Origin of the sequence: Rhizobium sp. AN68 (genome assembly GCF_030758035.1) — a bacterium.
In the GTDB taxonomy this organism is placed as follows: Bacteria; Pseudomonadota; Alphaproteobacteria; order Rhizobiales; family Rhizobiaceae; genus Agrobacterium; species Agrobacterium tumefaciens.
This window is the reverse complement of the sequence record NZ_JARWMI010000001.1, coordinates 569,058-586,135: the sequence shown is the minus strand read 5'-3', so window position 1 is coordinate 586,135 and position 17,078 is coordinate 569,058. Positions and strand designations below refer to the sequence as shown.

Below are 17,078 nucleotides of genomic sequence, written 5' to 3'. Positions count from 1 at the left end.
GCGGGGATAGATGAACGGCGTCACAATCTTCTTAAGGTTTTCGTGCTGAACTCGTTTGCATGACGAAGCCACCGAGATCAAAGCCGCTCCTTCGTGATACCGAAGCTCCGCTACGGTCAAAGCCGCGTCGGAAACGCAATCCCGCACAGCCACAGCTGCTGTTTGATCCGATGCCCGATCGCGTCGAGCCGGCGCTAGCCCAACTGAAGGCGCACCCTCCACAAGGCGACCAATGGAGCTGGGAGCTGAAATGGGATGGCTATCGCCTGGCTATCCACATCGAGCCGACAGGGGTCCGCATCCTCACGCGTGGTGGCCATGACTGGACGCACCGGTTTCCGGCGATCGAGCAGGCTGCCCGGGCGCTTGGCCCGGCAACGATGATCATCGATGGCGAGGCGGTTGTGCTTGACGATGAAGGGCGGCCGGATTTCGGGCTGCTGCAGAAATCGTTGGGTGCCTCTGGAAAGACTGCTGGCAACCGAGCTTCGGACGCCATCCTCTACGCCTTCGATCTTATCTATCTCGACGGTCATGATCTGCGGAATGTCGAATACCGCTCACGCCGGCATCTTCTCGAGGATACGCTGAAGGACAATGACGGCGCGATCCGCCTTTCGGAAACCATTGACGCCGATCCCGCGATCCTGCTGGAACACGTTGGCAGCCTTCGTCTCGAGGGCATCGTCGGCAAGCACCTCGATCAGCCCTATCGTTCCGGCCGCACCGGGGACTGGGTCAAGATCAAATGCGTTGAGAGCGAAGCTTTTATGGTTGTTGGCTATGAGCCATCGACGGCGTCACCCGACGGCTTCGGCTCTCTGGTACTTGCCGCCTACCGTGTCGACGAACTCATCCATGTCGGAAGTGTTGGCACTGGCTTCAAGCAAGCCGAGATGATCAGGCTGCGCAAGATAATGGACAAGCTGCGCTGGAAGCGGAAGGAGCCGCCGGTGCCTTATTCCGGAAAAGCAGATATCGTCTGGGTCCAGCCAACGCTGATTGCCGAGATCGAGTTTCGGGCGTGGACGGCGGACGGGAAGCTTCGCCACGCATCCTATAAGGGCCTTCGGGACCGGCAGGACAACACCGACGTCTATAAGCTCGACTAGCCAAAATCTCACGACGCGGTAGAGTGCGACCCAGGCAGAGATGGATGACGTGCCATGTGCAATCTCTACAACATCACAACGACGAGCGATGCCGTGCTTCAATTCACCAACGCCTTCCGCGATGCAGCACGATGGAATGAACCTTCACTCGATGTCTATCCGGGATACAAGGCACCCGTCGTTCGCGTGGCTGAAGATGGCAAACGTGAGATCGCACGCCTCACTTGGGGCATGCCGTCACCACCTGCCTTTGTGAAGAACTACGATCCAGGCGTCACCAACATTCGCAACGTGGCGTCACCACACTGGCGGCGGTGGCTTGGGCCGACCAGCAGATGCGTCGTGCCGTTCACGTCGTTTGCAGAGCCGGATCCTGCGAGCAGGGTCCGCGGTGGACGCGTTCCCAACGCATGGTTTGCGAAAGACGAGAGCCGCCCGCTCATGTTCTTCGCGGGTTTCTGGACACCTTGGAAGGGTATTCGAAAGGTGCGGGATGGTGAGCAGGAATACGAGCTCTTCGGATTCTTGACGACGACACCAAACGAGGTGGTCAGTCCCATCCATGAGAAAGCCATGCCAGCGATCCTGACAACACCGGAAGAGGTCGATCTCTGGCTATCGGCGCCGTGGGAAGAGGCTAAAGTGCTGCAGCGACCCCTCCCTGGTAACATGCTGGTGATAGTCCAACCGCCCGTTACTACGAAGAAGGACGATGAGCCGAGCCTCTTTTGAAGTATGTTGAGCCCGCGGGGGGGGAAGCATGACAGGGATTAACAGTCGGCCGGCAACGTGCGGCGCGCGTCTCTTGGACGCAGTCGTCACAATGATACATAAGGTCTCAGAGTCCGGGATGAAGGCGGCCATGCTCGGGCACAACGTAGTCTAGCAGGCATGGCAGGTATGATTGTGCCCGTCTCCCTTTTGCATAGCAGGTGGCCTATTCGGCGGCCATGGCGCTGGTAAATCGTGAACCCTCAATAATCGTTTCGCGGTGGATCTCCAGCTTTGGAGGCTTGATCCGGAACCAGACAGCATAAAGGGCCGGAAGGAAGAGCAGGATCATCACCGTGCCCGCAGCCGTTCCACCTATCAGCGTATAGGCCATAGATCCCCAGAACACCGAATGCGTCAGGGGTATAAAGGCCAGGACGGCTGCTAGCGCTGTCAGGATAACGGGACGGGTCCTCTGCACGGTAGCTTCGATGACGGCGTGGTAGTCATCGAGGCCCGCCGCCTGGTTCTCCTTGATCTGCTCTGTCAGGATCAGCGTGTTGCGCATCAGGATACCTGCCAATCCGATCAGGCCGAGAATGGCGTTGAAGCCGAACGGTTGGTTGAACAGGAGCAATGCTGGCACCACGCCGGCGAGGCCAAGCGGGGCGGTCAGCATCACCATTGTCATTGTCGACAGACTGCGCACCTGCAGGATGATGACGATCAACATTGCCGCGATCATGAGCGGGAAGACCTGGACGAGTGCGATATTGGCCTTTTGTGACTCTTCGATGTTCCCGCCCATTTCGATACGATACCCGACCGGCAGCGATGCGATCAGCGGCTGGAGAGCCTCCATCACCTGTTGCGACACTTCAGGCGGCTGCGTTGCCTCGTTGATATCGGACCTGATCGTGATGACAGGAGTGCGGTCGCGACGTTTCAAAATCGGTTCCTCGGGCCGGATCTCGGAATGACCGATCTGATCGAGTGGAATCTGGCGGCCATTGCGGCTCATCAGCGAAAAGTCAGCAAGGCGTGATGGATCGAGGCGGTTCTCGCCAGCACTTCGTGCCACCACGGGAACGTTACGAATGTTTTCGCGCACCTGTGTGACTGGAATGCCGCTTAGCAGCAATTGCATCTGCTGGGCTGCCTCCGAAGGCGAAAGACCGATCAGATTAAGCCGCTCCTGATCCGGGACAAAGCGCAGAACAGGTGTTCGGTTGCCCCAGTCACGGTTGGCTTGGCGGACATCTGGAATAGTCTTCATGATCGCCAGAGCCTGCTCGGAGAGCTTATAGAGTTCATCCTGATCGGGACCCATGATCCGGAACTCGACCGGGAACGGCGTGTAAGGACCAAATACGAGCTGGGTGACGCGGACGGACGCTTCAGGAACAAGACCCTCCGAAATAGCTGCACGAAGGCGATGCTTCAGTTCTTCACGTGCGTGGGCGTCGGGTGTGAGCACGACGACCTTGGCGAAGGCAGGGTCAGGCAATTCCGGTGACATGGCGAAGAAGAACCGGGGTGCGCCCTGCCCGATGTAACTGGTGGCGATTTTCGTTTCCGGCTGCTTTTGCAGCCAGCCTTCGACTTTCTTGACTGCGGCCATCGTGCTTTCGATGCTCGTGCCTTCAGGCATGCGGACTTCGACAAGAACTTCAGGCCGGTCCGAAGTCGGGAAGAACTGCTGCTTTACGCCCCCCATCCCGACAACCGAGACGGCCATCGTGATGCCAACAACCGCGCAGGTCATGAATTTATGGCGAACCGCAAACTCGATGAGTGAGCGCAGGCGGCGGTAATTCGGCGTGTCATAGATGGCGTGGTGCCCACCCTCGACCGGTTTGATATCAGGCAGCATTTTCACGCCCATATATGGCGTGAAGATCACGGCAACGAACCATGAGACAATCAGGGCAAAGCCCACCACCCAGAAGATGTTGCCGGCATATTCGCCTGCGGTCGACTTGGCAAAACCCACGGGCATCAGCCCGATGATCGTGACCAGCGTGCCGGACAGCATCGGCGCCGCCGTATGGCTCCAGGCATAGGCGGCCGCCTCGATGCGGTCCATGCCCTCTTCCATCTTCACCACCATCACTTCGATCGCAATGATGGCATCGTCCACCAGAAGCCCAAGCGCAAGGATGAGCGCGCCGAGTGTGATGCGGTCGAAGAGCCGGCCGGTTTCCAGCATGATGAGGAAGACGACGGCAAGGGTCAGTGGCACTGCAAGGGCCACAACGATGCCGACGCGCCAGCCGAGTGCGACAAGGCTCACGAACAGAACCACGCCAAGCGCCATGGCGAACTTCAGCATGAATTCACCGACCGCCTCGTCGATATTGACGGCCTGATCACTGACTTTGATGAGTGTCATGCCCAATGGCAATGTCTGCGCGATCGCGGCCGATCGCTCTTCAAGCGCCTTGCCAAGCTCCAGACCATTCCAGCCCGATTGCATGACCGCACCCAGCATGATCGCCGGCTCACCCTGATGGCGGATGATGTAAGTCGCGGGATCTTCGTAGCCGCGCCGCACATCCGCCACATCGGAAAGCTTTAGCGTCCGGCCGGCGGCCACGATTGGCGTATCGGCAATGGCCTCTACGCTGTTATAGGCTCCATCGAAACGGATGAAGACCTGCGGTCCGCGCGTATCGATCGAGCCAGCGGGCGTCACCGTGTTCTGCCGCTGCAAAGCTGTGGCGATATCCTGCGCGGATATTCCGAGCGTTGCCAGCTTGGCAAAGGAAAATTCGACGAATATCTGTTCTGGCCGCTCCCCGAGGATATTGATTTTCTTGATGCCCGGAACATGCAGGAGATCCTGACGGATGACCTCTGCCTGCCGAACGAGGTCTCGCATCGGCATCCCCTTCGCCTTCAAAGCGTAGAGACCGAAGCTCACATCCGAGTATTCATCATTGACGAAGGGGCCCATGACGCCCGGCGGGAGATTTCGGGCTTCGTCGCCGAGCTTCTTGCGCGCCTGATAGAACTCCTCTTCAACGGCGGACGCTGGCGTATTGTCCTTCAGTGTCACCGTGAGGAAGGCGTATCCAGGCCGCGTGGTTGTCTCGACCCGGTCGTACCAGGTGAGCTCCTGGACGCGCTTCTCGAGTGGCTCAGCGACAAGATCCTGCATTTCGCGCGCGGTGGCGCCAGGCCAGACCGAGGTGACAGTCATGGTCTTGATGGTAAAGGAGGGATCCTCGGCGCGCCCCAGCTTGACGAAGGCATAGACGCCGGCAGCCGCAAGCAGAATAATGAAGAACAGGGTGACGGCGCGTTCGCGTACAGCGACGGCGGAGAGATTGAAGGTCATGGCTTTGCCACCTCCTGCTGCACGCCTGTTCTGACTATCGCACCGTCCTGAAGGAGATGTGCGCCGAGCGCGACGATCTGCTGACCACTCGTGATGCCGGTCACAAACGCCGTCTCGTCGCCGATCCGTTTGATCTCGACAGGCGTGAAGTTCACAGTGGATGTGACATTGTTGATGGCCCAAACCCCAGTACGGTTGCCGTCGTCCAGGATGGCGGCGACTGGAACAGCGACCTCTGATTGCCTGTTCGCGTCCGACATTTTGATCGTCACCGTCGAGCCGAGCGGAGCAGATGCGGCCGCCCCTTCGAGAACATAACGCGCCTCGTAGGTCCGTGTTTGCGGGTCGGCGGAATCGGAAATCTGACGCAGACGGGCTTCCCCGCTCAGCCCGTGATTGCCATAGACACTGGCTTGCGCTTCGGATCCGACATCCGGCCGCAGGGTCTCAGGTAGCCAGATAACAGCTTCACGCGGCCCGGCCTGCGCCAGTTGAATGACCGTCTGGCCCGCGGCCACGACCTGGCCAGGGTCTGCGAGCGTATCAACGACCGTTCCGTCCGAGTCTGCAACAAGAACAGTGTAGCTGGCAGCGTTTTCGGCGACCTCGGCGTCTGCTTCAGCCGCAGCAAGCTGTGCCGCGGCCGTGTCCAGTGCTGCCTTAGCCTGTTCATAACGCTGTTGAGTGGCAGCCAATCCATTTTTCACCAGCGTCGCATATCGTTTCTCGTCTGCCTGTACCTGAGTCAGGACAGCACGCGCTGCGTTCACCGTGTTGCGTTTCGCCGTCAGCGCGAGTTGGAGGTCGGTTTCGTCGATCCGCATCAGGGCCTGGCCCTGCTTGACCTGCTGGCCCGCATCGACCAGCCGCTCAATGATCTTGCCCGAAACCCGAAACCCGAGGTTGCTCTGCACCCGCGAAGCGACCGTGCCGGTAAACGAGCGCTCCGCCGCTTCAGTCCTTTTCGCCTCTGCCACCCTTACCAGTGGCGGCGCAGTCCTTGGGTCTGCAGCCTCGCTTTCTCGTTCTGGCGTTTCTAAAACCAGAAAGAAGGCAGCGGCACCCGCCGCTGCCACGAGACCCGCGAGAGCCAGGACATGTTTGCGTTTCATTCTACGATCTCTTCTTGAATGGAGGACATGGTTGAAACCCACCCAATGACCTGCGAAATTTTAGATACTACATGGTATCATAATGCGAGAATAACGATACTGTCAAGGATCGGAATTTTTGTGAGCAAAAATTGTCAGAGCCGACGCGAAGGCCGAGTTTTGCCTGCCGCGGATTTTCCGGAACCGGCTCCAGCTCAATCATGCTCAGATCTTGGTTTTGATGACGGAATGAGCTGGAAGCGGTTTTGATCAACGCCAATCAAGCCGTTCGACTACCGGCCTCCCCGCGCGAGCGACGAGAGGCCGGCTGAGTGAAGTTCTAAATGTTGGCTGCGACGGGTCGAACGACTATCTCGTTGACGTCAACGTTCTTCGGCTGTTCAAGGGCATAGCAGATGGCACGCGCGATAACATCCGGAGTAAGTCCCGTTTTGAACGACGCCTCCAACATATCCGCAATCTCGGGAACGGTGACGTCATGGCCGAGTTCCGTAGCAGTGGTGCCAGGCGAGATCAACGTCGAACGAATCAAGTCGTGTTCTTGCCGCAAGCCCTCGGTGATAGCGCGCACCGCGTGTTTTGTTGCCGAATAGACAGAGGACGTAGGCATCACGATCCTTGCGGCAATCGAGGCAACATTGATAATATGCCCGTCCTGCTGCTCGATGAAGCGTGGCAAGACAGCGGCAATACCGTTTAAAACGCCGTGGATGTTCACGTCGATCATTCTTTTCCACTCGTCCCGCTTGAGCGCCGCGAGCGGGGATAGTGGCATGACGCCTGCATTGTTCACCAAGACGTCAATCCTTCCGAAGCGCTCCTCAGCCGCCGCAGCGAAGGCTTCAAATGCAGCGCCATCGGTCACGTCAAGTTCACGCCAGGCGGCATTTTCACCGAGTTCTTCAGCCAATGCCTTTAATCGCTCACCGCGGCGCGCGCCGATAAACACACAAGCGCCTGCTGCCACCAATTCGCGCGCGGTCGCTTCGCCGATTCCGCTCGATGCGCCGGTAATAAGTACGATCTTGTTAATATTACGGGTCATAATCTTTCCTATCCAGTTGCAAGTAACACGTCACAAATGGCCGAGTAGTGGTCACGGAGCATAGAGCGATCCTCCAAAAAGATTGCACGATCCTCCAGTTCTGCTGATGGATCGTTGCGGGGCTCGCCGTATTTATTTACGAACATCACATGGATAAAATCTCTGAACTCGCGCACCACATCGACCGTCACGTCGCCGGAAACGGTCTTTTTAATACACTCATTCCTCGCCTGTCCCTCGTTTACGCCGACCAGCCGGTGGTCCCTATGCCTGTCATCTACGAGGCAGGACTGTGCCTGATCGCCCAAGGGTCGAGATCGCGTTGTGGTCGGCGACAACAGCGTGGTCTACGACGCGGCGCACTATCTGGTTGTCTCGGTCGACCTTCCGCTGCTTTGCCACATCACGGAAGCTAGCCCTGACAAACCCTACCTTTGCTGCAAGATTGATTTTGATCGCACGATCCTTGCCGATCTCATCGTAAACGAAGCTGGCAAGACAGAGCGTACTGAACTACCAGCTCTTGCGGCGTATCCTGGTGACCCTGACCTCATTGATGCCGCCTGTCGACTTGTCCGCCTGCTCAACCGACCGGAGACCGTCGGGGCGCTGGCGCCGCTGATCGAGCGGGAGATCCTCTACCGACTTCTCAACGGTCCCCACGGCCCGATGCTAAGACATGTCGCGACGGCTGGAAGCCAGGTCAATCAAATAAGCCGGGCTATCGCAGCGATCCGTCGGCAATTCGACGGCCAGATCCGCATAGAGGACGTGGCGGCCGAGGCAGGCATGAGCCCTTCTTCGCTTCACGCGCACTTCAAGGCGGTCACACACATGACCCCACTCGAATACCAGAAGCAGCTGCGATTGCAGGAAGCGCGTCGTCTAATGCTCGTTGGGGGGGCAACAGCGGCCACGGCTGGTTTTACCGTCGGTTACGAGAGCCCGTCGCAGTTCAGCCGAGAGTACCGTCGCCTGTTTGGGGCTCCACCGAGGCAGGATATTGAGATGCTAAACGCCTCGGGGGCTGCGGCTGTCGCTTTTTAAGACCGCCCTCTGTCAACGATCGGACACAGTGATCCGGTCATGACACACGTGCGCTGGAACGGCAGATGTCGTCGATCCGAGCGTCGGGAGCGCGTTGAGATAGCTGTGTGCCGGGCCATCGCAATAGCAACTCATGCACTATTCGCAGTTTCTGGGTCGTTGGACGGCTGATCGGGGCGGCTGTTGCCAAGGGGGCGATAGCGCCCGAAGGAGGCAAAAAATGGCTGCGCTTTTCCCGCGCCGTCCGGCCAGACCCCGGCCCCCGTCGCGGGGGTTTGCCGGACGCCACCACCTTGGACAAGGTCTGCGGATCGAGAATAAAGCCCGTGAAGACAGCGCACGACCTGGTACGCGCCGGGTCGCCGACGTGATCGTGGCTGGCGGCAACGAGTGAATGCCCAATGCGCCCTATCTACTTCCCGAGGCTCGCAAAGGCTATCCCGCCACGTTGCTCGCCAATGCGAAACGAGGCGTCTGTCCTGTTAATCCCTGTCAATATGCCGGATTACGCGCGGTGACGATCCACGTCGCGCCGTTGATCATCACCGACCGCTCACCGGGGCACCCTGCGAAAGCGGCACGAACCGCAGCCGAGGCGCGGGCGCGAATATCTTCGGTCTGATCAGCAAGTGCGCGCGCCAGCGGGCCGACCTCGAGTGTCATCGCCACCGCTTCGTCGAGCGCCGCATCCCGCGTTTCCCCCGTGCCAAACGGAATGGAGGCATCGAACGGTGCGATAGCGACGTCAGTGAAGCCAGCTGCCGTCAGGATACGCTGCACCCGCACCTGGTCGCCAAATGAGAACGCGCCAGGCGCTTCGGGATGGGGCGGCGTCATCGGCGGAAGGATACCTTTGATCGCACCCATCGGCAGGCGCACCCAATCATTCTCGGCCATGCTGCGCCAGCAGACGAAAGCGACCCGCGCGCCCGGCTTGAGCGCACGGCGCATGTGAGCGAACGCCGCGGCTGGATCGTCAAAGAACATCACTCCGAAGCGTGAGAACAGGATGTCGAACGCACCCTCGGGCAAGTCTGCGCTGCTGGCGTCGGCCACCTGGAACATGGCCGGCGTATCCTGCGGTGTTAGCGAACGCGCTCTGCCGATCAGCGGCTCGGATATGTCCACGCCTAACACATGGCCTCCTGCGCCGACGTGCCCGGCTAGATCCAGACTGGATGCGCCCGCGCCGCAACCGACGTCCAGCACGCGTTCGCCCGTGACTGGCGTGGCGGCTTCGATCGCGGCCTGGCCGAACACCGCCATCATGGCATCGAGCCGGGCCTGATAAGCCAACCAACGCTCTCCGCTTTGGCCTTTCCAGTTGGCTACCTGAGAAACATTTCCCCCTCTCATGCCTTATCCTCGTTCTGATCCGACCTAACCAGGTTCTCCGTCCCAGTATTGTGGCCACCGTGCGCGGCGATGAACATGGTGACGGCCGACCGGCAATAGGATTCGATTTCGTTATCGTCCTCTGCTTTTGCCTCATCGAAGCGCGCGATAAGCAGGAGATCGGAGCCTTTGATAAGCGCACCGAACAAGCGGGCGGACTGGTGAGGATCGGGCACGTTTAGTACTGACTTCGCGTGTAGCCGACGCAGAAGGGTCTCGATCTGTGCCGTGACGTGCGCAGGGCCGGCTTCGTAAAAACGCTTCGCTAACGATTTTTGGTTGGTCTTGTCGGCCATGACCATGGCTTCCACACCGCGAACGTCCGGGCTCATCAGCATGCGGAGGAGGGCTGACCCAGCCGCCATGAGCTGCTCTTCGGCCGTACCTTCAACGCCCTCGAAAAGGGCCTCTGCTGTAAGCTGATGGCAGCGCGCGGTGATGGCGGCGCTGAACAGCGCCTCCTTGTTCTCGAAATGCCGATAAATGCTGAGCTTGGAAATCTTCGCACGCTGGGCGACCTTGTCCAATGTCGTCGCCTGAAAACCCAGTTCAACAAACAGTTCGCACGCCGTGTCGATAATGGTTTGGCCAAGCGCTTCGTTCGCGGGTCGGCCGCGCCGGGCCTGTTTATTTTCGGTCATGGTGAAATCCAGTCCTTGACAGTATCGTTATTCTTGAATTACGATACCATCCAGTTTCACAAATATGCAAGCCAAAATACGCCGACCTACAACACGAGGGTGCCATGCAACGACGAACACTGCTGAAGCTGGCCGCGCTTTCCACCATCGGCGTCCCTCGTGCCCAGGCCGCGGCCACGCCCAACTCAACGGACTCGATCCGCAACCCGGAGCCCATCACAATGAATGACGTCATCATCATCGGCGGCAGCTTTGCCGGCCTCGCCGCAGCCCTTCAACTCGGCCGTGCCCGCCGCAAAGTAATCGTTCTCGATACCGGCCTGCCACGCAATCGCTTCGCCGGCCGCTCGCACGGCGTGCTCGGCCACGATCACAAGCCACCGTCCGAAATCCTGGCCCAGGCGCGGCAGCAACTGGAGCGCTATCCCGCAATCAGGCTGGTCAATGCCCGCGCCGAAAACATCTCCGGTAGCATCAACAATTTCTCCGTCCTCACTGGCGATGGCGAAAGCCTTGGCGCGCGCCGCCTGATCATGAGCTATGGCGTTGTTGACCAGATGCCGGCTGTTCCAGGCTTCGCCGAAAGCTGGGGTACATCCGTCATCCCATGCCCCTACTGCGACGGCTTCGAGGTCGCCGGCCAGCATTGGGGCCTCGTCTGGTCCGGTCCACAGTCGATGAATCAGGTCAGGCTGTTTCACGATTGGACCGACACATTGACGGTCTTCGCCGATGGTCACGACATCGCACCCGAGATCAGGGCCGATCTGGCGGGCCGAAAGGTACCTGTCGTTGATGGTCGGATCACCGGGATCGCCCGTCACGGGGACCACAATGCCACTATCAAGCTCGATACCGGCCCCGATGTCGCAGTCGATATCCTGTTCGCGCATCCGCGCAACAAGCCGTCCGCAAGCCTGCATGAAACACTCGGGCTCGACACGGTCAATACGCCAACCGGCATCGCTATCAAGACCGACGAGCGCCGTGAAACCAGCATACCCGGCATCTATGCCGCCGGCGACCTCGCCAACCCCGGAATCCCCTCGGTCACCACGGCAACGTGGCAAGGAGCGATGGCGGGCATCTTCGCGCAGCAGTCGATGCTGGCTTGAGAGCCGACAGCGTCGATCACGTCAGTTTCGTTCTTCACACCAGACGGGAGTATTCCACATGGAAGTCATCAAGAAGTTCAAGCCGCTAGACGAAAGATTCCCGCTTGAGCGCCAACTCGGCATCTCGGCCGCGCCAATCGTGCTCATCAACATTTTCACGGTCGATGCCGCTGACGAAGCGGCCTTCCTGGAAAACTTTAAGGCAGCTGGCACTGTGTTCACCAAGCAACCTGGGTATATTTCTTCCCAACTGCACCGAGCGATCGGAGATAGCCCCACTTATCTAAACTACGTGGTTTGGGAATCCACCGAGACGCTCCGCGAAGCCTTCTCCCGTCCCGAATTCTTCGAGAAGGTTTCGGCCTATCCGGCATCCGTGGTAGCCACCCCGCACCTGTTTCAGAAGATCGCGGCCCCCGGCCATGGCGCGGCCTGACCCCAGCCGATTTTACAGCACAGATCGGAGGGACGAGCATGGCGGTCGAACCAGATAGCGCGGGTGTGCGCTTCCCTCCGCCACTCATTTATCTGGGAGCGCTGCTGCTGGGACTGTTGGCGGAGCGGTTCGTCAGCCTGCGCTCTTTCGGCATCGACTGGCGGTTGCTGGCCACGACGGGCGTGCTGCTTTTCGTTGCCGGCGTGGCGATGATGCTTGCGGCGGCCGGTTTGTTCCGGCGGCTTGGCACCAACGCTCCACCGACGCAGCCGACGACCCTAATCGTAACGACAGGTCCCTATCGCTGGACTCGCAATCCCATGTATCTAGCAATGGCGCTCATCTATGCCGGCCTTGCGATCGGCTTCGACGGGCCGATCGCCCTGACCTTGCTCCCGTTGGTGCTGATCATCATCCAGACGCAGGTGATCGCGCGCGAAGAGCGCTATCTCGAAGCAAAGTTTGGCGACGAATACCGCCGCTACAAGGTGGAGGTTCGCCGCTGGCTCTGACTATTCCGCCGCTCCCTTGGAGGCTTTTGACAAACCAGCGTTGGCTTCCTTGCCGCGAGATATCAATCACGGAAGGTCGCGGGCCGGTGTCAAAGACCAACTGGTCGCCTGCCCGCCCGACTGCTCCTGAAAAGGCTGACACATATGGATTTTGAACACGTCACCTTCGATCTGCCACACGGCACCTTCCACGCGTTGCAGGGGGCGACCCCGATGGCCAGCCGACGATTGTCTTGCACGGCTTCCCGGACCATCCGCCGACCGCGAAGCCCTTCCTTGCCGAGCTCGGCCGCCGGGGGCGTCACGTCGTTGCACCCTGGCTTCGCGGTTATGCGCCGTCCCCGACCGCGGGGCCGTTCGACTTTGCAGCCCTCACCAGCGACGTGCTCGCGCTGATCGACCGCTGGTCTCCGGGGCGACCCGTGGAGCTGATTGGCCACGATTGGGGCGCCCTGATCACATATGATACCTGCGTCACTGCGCCGGAGCGAATTGCTCGCGCGGTCGCGCTCTCGATCCCTCACCCGCTCACTTTCATGAGCAGACTGACGCACCCTGCTCAGTTGCGCCGGAGCTGGTACATGGGGCTTTTTCAACTGCCAGGAAGCGGCTGGATCGCCACGGCCCGCGATCTGGCGCTCATCGATCACCTCTGGCGTCAGTGGTCGCCCGGCCTCTCGCTTGATCCTGTTCTCAAGGCGGAACTACACGAGCACCTGCGGGCGAGTATGCCCGCGCCTCTAAAATACTACCGGGCGATGATGCGACCCGGCATGCTTGGGGCAACGCTCCGCATGTCCCGGCCGATAACGGTGCCCATGTTGCAGCTTCACGGTGCCAACGACGGCTGCATCCTCCCAGCGGAGGTTGATGACGGACATCGGTTCGCCGCGCAGCGCACGAGGGAGGTCGTCCCCGACGTCGGTCACTTCCTGCACATCGAGGCCCCCGAGGCGATTGTGGAACGGATTGCGGCATGGGCCAAATAGGGGCCTTTCAGCCCTGCAAAAACACTCGAACGAAGCTCCTCGACGACGGGAGCTGACCGGACTGGCGCACGGGGCACAAAAGGAACGTCCATGCCTCTGAAGAGAAAAAAAGGAAGTGATCCTCATGAATACGACTAATCCTGGCGTCGCCTTGGTGACCGGCGCGTCCTCTGGCATCGGCCTCGCCACTGCAAAATCCTTACGGATTGCGGGCTTTCGGGTGTTTGGAACCAGCCGCCGCGCCATGGCGGAGAGTTCAGACGGTGTTACTATGCTGACCTGTGACGTTACCGACGATGAGTCCGTGGCGAAATTGGCCGAGCGGGTCCTGGCTGAGGCCGGTCGCATCGATCTCCTTGTCAACAATGCCGGCAGTGGTCTGTTCGGCGCCGTAGAGGAGTCCTCGACGGTCCAGGCGCAGGCGCTGTTCGACGTGAATGTCTTCGGCGTTCTACGCATGACCAGGGCGGTGCTACCGGCCATGCGCCATCAGAGGACAGGTAGAATAATTAATGTAAGTTCAGTGCTGGGCTTGATCCCGGCTCCCTATTCCGCCCTTTATGCGTCGACCAAGCATGCCATTGAAGGCTACTCCGAATCGCTTGACCACGAGCTTCGCACCTTTGGAATTCGCGTTGTGTTGGTCGAGCCCGCGTTTACAAGGACGGCATTTGAAGAAAACCTTGCTAGGCCGGACCAATTGCTTGACGTCTATGACGCCGCGCGCGCCAGCATGAATATAATCAACAAAAAAGCGATAGAAACCGGCGACGCCCCGGACGTCGTCGCCAGGACGATTGTCGAAGCGGCGAGCGCAGTCGTTCCAAAGAGGCGCTACGCGGCGGGAAAAATGGCGCGACGGATCAGTCTCCTGCGCCGTTTCGTCCCCGAGTTCGCATTCGACAAGAGCCTGCGAAAACAGTTCGGGTTGCCGATCTGACGACGATAAACATCCTGCACATCGAGGCCCGCCGAGGCGATCGCCGAATGGATTGCGGCATGGGCCGACTGGCGGATCGCTCGTCCAGGCCAAGGTCCCGACCGTCGACAACGTCGTGCGTTTTTGGGAGTGAGGAGTTCGTGTGTTAACGCGCAAAACCAATCTAAGCGACACGTTCCTGTTGGCGCGCGCCTACGCCGGCAGATCCGCGGTGGTGAGAATAGAGGCCCATGGTAAGAAGATCGTCATCGTAACCGCATCTACTTCATCCACCGTGGGCGTCACGTCGTTGCATCCTTGCTTCGCGGTTACGCGCCTTCCCCGACCGCGGGGCCGTCCGACTTCGCGGCCCGCACCTGCGACATGGTCGCGCCCTTCGACCAACGACAGGCTGGCGTTTCTATACCGGAGCGACTTCGACCCTGTCACAGGCGTTCCAATTGGGGTCATACAGCCGGCGATCTGCTAGTGTAGCAGCGCTCCAATTCCATCAACCCATGCCTCAGCCGTGGGTAATTAACACAAGCCCGAGAGCGCGCGTTCAGGCCAACGGTTTGAGGAAGTGTTCAATCGCTGCGGCGGCGCATTCGCTGTCTTGGGCTGGTGTTCCGGAACTAACGCCGACAGCGCCGACGACCTGGCCGTCGACGAGGACCGGAATCCCGCCCGCGACAATCGACAAATGGCCGCCGATAGCAGTGTTGATACCATAGGTCGGCTTTCCAGGCTGGCTGGCCTCTCCGTAAGACTCGGTCGTGCGCTTTGCACCCGCTGCGGTAAACGCTTTGTCCTGCGCAATCAGGGTGCTCGTGATTTTTCCACCGTCCATGCGCTCGAAAGCGATCAATTGACCCGACTCGTCGGTAACAGCGATGCACATGGGAACACCGATTTCCTCGGCTTTTACCTTCGCACCGGCAATCAGCGCTCTCGCATCGTCCAAGCCCAGTCTCTTAATCGTCAGCATCCCATTATCCTTTATGTCCGCGGCGTGTGAGTTTGGAGGGTGTATCCGAACTGTCTTTATCCTGCGCGAGAAAGGCCAGCGCAGCAGAACCAATAAGACCGGAATTTTGCACCAAATCGGCACGCACGACTTCGATATCTTTGAACCCCGGCATTGCCCATTCATTGATGTACTGTTGAATTCCAGGTTGGAGCCGCTCAAATTCGTTGGACAGACCACCGCCCATGACGACAATATCTGGTGAAAAAATGTGGATGAGACTGGTGAATCCGCGACCGAGGATCTCGGCCTCCTCGTCGATTAGTTTGTTGGAGAGGTCATCACCATTGCGCGCAGCCGCAAACACATCGCGGCTGTGTATTTCACTGCCCTTCGCCCCAAGTGTCGTCTCATCGCACGCCATTGCGCGTGCGCGGGCTCTTCGCGTGAACGCCGTGCCGGAGCCGTAGGCCTCGAAGCATCCTCTATTTCCGCATGGGCATAGTTCACCGTTCGGCATCACGGACATATGTCCGATATGGGCGGCCATTCCTCTTCGGCCGCGAAGGACGCGCCCGTCGGTGATTGCGCCGCCACCGATACCGGTGCTCACTGTTACATAAATGAGATTGTCCACGCCCTTGCCGGCGCCGAACTGCCACTCCCCGATCGCTGCGGCGATACCGTCATTTTCCAGACTGACCGGAAAGGGGAAGCGCTCCTGAAGCGCCGCTCTCAGTGGGAAGTCCGCAAAGCCGGCAAGCGTTGGAATATTTCTCGCAACACCGGCAACGGTGTCGATTGGGCCCGGGGCAGATACACCAATACCAACGACATTCGAAGGATCGGACGTCGCCAGCAACGCGTCCGCGAGCCCGTGGATTTGGGAAAGAATGCGATCCGGACCGCCGTGCGCATCCGTTCGTTCTTCACGTCTTGCGATGACATTACCCCGCTCGTCGACAAGGGCGCCCCTGGCTTGCGTTCCGCCCAAGTCTATCCCGATGGCAATATGCTGCATGTCCGAACCACAATCTAGAGTTCACGAAGCCAAGTCATCCGCTCGTCCAGCGACGGAGCATTGAAGGCGAGCGAGCCGAGCACGACGGTTTCGGCGCGGGACTGAAGCAGCAGCGGAACCGTCTGTTCGCGAATGCCACCGTCGGCGGCCAGGATGATGCGCCGCCCCACTCCGGCCTTTTTGATCAGATGGCTCGCTTCGAGCAGCCGGTCGCCGGCCTTGTCGTTGAGACCCTGACCCTTCACGCCAATCGCCGTACCAAGCAGCGTCACGAAACGTACCCTCGGGATATAGCGTTTGATCCGTTCCACCGGAGTATCGACCTTCAATACCATGCCAGCAGCAATTCCGAGGCGATCGAGAAGATCCAGGCCAGCCTCTGCGACACTCGCGTTCTCGACATGGATGCTGATGAGATCGGCCCCGGCGTCGGCAAATTGGTCGATCTGGGACAAGATGATGCCATCATCCACCATCAGATGAACGTGGATAGGGCGCGAGGAGATCCTCCTCACGGCCGCGACAAGATCAGGAAAGAACAGCATCGCCGGTGCAAAATGGCCGTCCGCTACATCGATGTGAAGAATGTCGACATAGGGATCGACGCGGCCGAGGTCGTCGCCGAGGCGCACTAGGTCTGCAGACCATACCGAGAATTCGGCAATCAGACGATCGCGCGGCAGGTCATCAATCCAGCTGGGTGACGTAACTGACAT

18 protein-coding genes are annotated in these 17,078 nt (G+C 59.5%); 9 read left to right on the top strand and 9 right to left on the bottom strand.

What is annotated here, in order from left to right:
• The first annotated feature begins 59 nt into the window (after nt 1-59).
• Nucleotides 60-1,112 carry a non-homologous end-joining DNA ligase gene (gene ligD / locus RBH71_RS02710; RefSeq protein WP_323687053.1) on the top strand — a complete coding sequence of 351 codons (1,053 nt, stop codon included), beginning with the start codon at nt 60-62 and terminating at the stop codon, nt 1,110-1,112.
• 54 nt (nt 1,113-1,166) lie between these two features.
• Nucleotides 1,167-1,844 (top strand): SOS response-associated peptidase, encoded by a 678-nt coding sequence (locus RBH71_RS02705; protein ID WP_111802390.1) that lies wholly within the window; start codon nt 1,167-1,169, stop codon nt 1,842-1,844.
• Between the two features lie 205 nt (nt 1,845-2,049).
• Here RBH71_RS02705 and RBH71_RS02700 read toward each other — a convergent pair whose 3' ends face one another.
• From RBH71_RS02700 to RBH71_RS02685, 4 genes are all read right to left on the bottom strand, one after another.
• Nucleotides 2,050-5,163, bottom strand: coding sequence for an efflux RND transporter permease subunit (locus RBH71_RS02700; protein ID WP_323687052.1), 3,114 nt, complete (start codon nt 5,161-5,163; stop codon nt 2,050-2,052).
• Complete coding sequence (locus RBH71_RS02695) at nt 5,160-6,275, bottom strand: efflux RND transporter periplasmic adaptor subunit (RefSeq protein WP_111802388.1); 1,116 nt, start codon at nt 6,273-6,275, stop codon at nt 5,160-5,162. Before RBH71_RS02695 ends, RBH71_RS02700 begins: the two co-directional genes overlap by 4 nt.
• A gap of 319 nt (nt 6,276-6,594) precedes the next feature.
• Nucleotides 6,595-7,320: an SDR family oxidoreductase gene (locus RBH71_RS02690; RefSeq protein ID WP_111802387.1), complete on the bottom strand. Its 726-nt coding sequence runs from the start codon at nt 7,318-7,320 to the stop codon at nt 6,595-6,597.
• Nucleotides 7,321-7,328: 8 nt separating this feature from the next.
• Nucleotides 7,329-7,628: a hypothetical protein gene (locus tag RBH71_RS02685; RefSeq protein ID WP_323687051.1), complete on the bottom strand. Its 300-nt coding sequence runs from the start codon at nt 7,626-7,628 to the stop codon at nt 7,329-7,331.
• On the opposite strand from RBH71_RS02685, the gene RBH71_RS26585 reads away from it, so the two are divergent.
• Nucleotides 7,542-7,736 (top strand): AraC family transcriptional regulator N-terminal domain-containing protein, encoded by a 195-nt coding sequence (locus tag RBH71_RS26585; protein WP_323689875.1) that lies wholly within the window; start codon nt 7,542-7,544, stop codon nt 7,734-7,736. The genes RBH71_RS02685 and RBH71_RS26585 overlap by 87 nt on opposite strands.
• On the top strand, nt 7,645-8,367 hold the full coding sequence (locus RBH71_RS02680; RefSeq protein WP_323687050.1) for an AraC family transcriptional regulator: 723 nt from the start codon (nt 7,645-7,647) through the stop codon (nt 8,365-8,367). The genes RBH71_RS26585 and RBH71_RS02680 overlap by 92 nt, the downstream gene beginning before the upstream one ends.
• A 492-nt stretch (nt 8,368-8,859) precedes the next feature.
• On the opposite strand, the gene RBH71_RS02670 is transcribed toward RBH71_RS02680, so the two are convergent.
• Both RBH71_RS02670 and RBH71_RS02665 read right to left on the bottom strand, forming a co-directional pair.
• Complete coding sequence (locus RBH71_RS02670) at nt 8,860-9,723, bottom strand: class I SAM-dependent methyltransferase (protein WP_113556538.1); 864 nt, start codon at nt 9,721-9,723, stop codon at nt 8,860-8,862.
• Nucleotides 9,720-10,403 carry a TetR/AcrR family transcriptional regulator gene (locus RBH71_RS02665; protein WP_052224384.1) on the bottom strand — a complete coding sequence of 228 codons (684 nt, stop codon included), beginning with the start codon at nt 10,401-10,403 and terminating at the stop codon, nt 9,720-9,722. The genes RBH71_RS02670 and RBH71_RS02665 overlap by 4 nt, the downstream gene beginning before the upstream one ends.
• 221 nt (nt 10,404-10,624) lie before the next feature.
• Between RBH71_RS02665 and RBH71_RS02660 the strand changes: the two genes are divergently transcribed.
• The 5 genes from RBH71_RS02660 (at nt 10,625) to RBH71_RS02640 (ending at nt 14,395) form a co-directional block, all read left to right on the top strand.
• Nucleotides 10,625-11,518 (top strand): NAD(P)/FAD-dependent oxidoreductase, encoded by an 894-nt coding sequence (locus tag RBH71_RS02660; RefSeq protein ID WP_162763693.1) that lies wholly within the window; start codon nt 10,625-10,627, stop codon nt 11,516-11,518.
• A 58-nt stretch (nt 11,519-11,576) separates the two neighbouring features.
• Nucleotides 11,577-11,954, top strand: a complete 378-nt coding sequence (locus RBH71_RS02655) for an antibiotic biosynthesis monooxygenase family protein (RefSeq protein WP_111796784.1) — start codon at nt 11,577-11,579, stop codon at nt 11,952-11,954.
• A gap of 38 nt (nt 11,955-11,992) precedes the next feature.
• A complete protein-coding gene (locus RBH71_RS02650) occupies nt 11,993-12,466 on the top strand; it encodes a methyltransferase family protein (RefSeq protein ID WP_111802383.1) in 474 nt (157 codons plus the stop codon).
• 233 nt (nt 12,467-12,699) lie between these two features.
• On the top strand, nt 12,700-13,455 hold the full coding sequence (locus tag RBH71_RS02645; protein WP_323687049.1) for an alpha/beta fold hydrolase: 756 nt from the start codon (nt 12,700-12,702) through the stop codon (nt 13,453-13,455).
• A gap of 124 nt (nt 13,456-13,579) precedes the next feature.
• Complete coding sequence (locus RBH71_RS02640) at nt 13,580-14,395, top strand: oxidoreductase (protein WP_323687048.1); 816 nt, start codon at nt 13,580-13,582, stop codon at nt 14,393-14,395.
• 541 nt (nt 14,396-14,936) lie between these two features.
• On the opposite strand, the gene RBH71_RS02635 is transcribed toward RBH71_RS02640, so the two are convergent.
• From RBH71_RS02635 to RBH71_RS02625, 3 genes are read right to left on the bottom strand one after another with little or no spacing between them, the layout of a single operon-like run.
• Nucleotides 14,937-15,362 carry a GlcG/HbpS family heme-binding protein gene (locus RBH71_RS02635; RefSeq protein ID WP_113556542.1) on the bottom strand — a complete coding sequence of 142 codons (426 nt, stop codon included), beginning with the start codon at nt 15,360-15,362 and terminating at the stop codon, nt 14,937-14,939.
• A gap of 4 nt (nt 15,363-15,366) precedes the next feature.
• Nucleotides 15,367-16,362 carry an ROK family protein gene (locus RBH71_RS02630; protein ID WP_113556543.1) on the bottom strand — a complete coding sequence of 332 codons (996 nt, stop codon included), beginning with the start codon at nt 16,360-16,362 and terminating at the stop codon, nt 15,367-15,369.
• Nucleotides 16,363-16,376: 14 nt separating this feature from the next.
• Nucleotides 16,377-17,078, bottom strand: a complete 702-nt coding sequence (locus tag RBH71_RS02625; protein WP_111802378.1) for a ribulose-phosphate 3-epimerase — start codon at nt 17,076-17,078, stop codon at nt 16,377-16,379.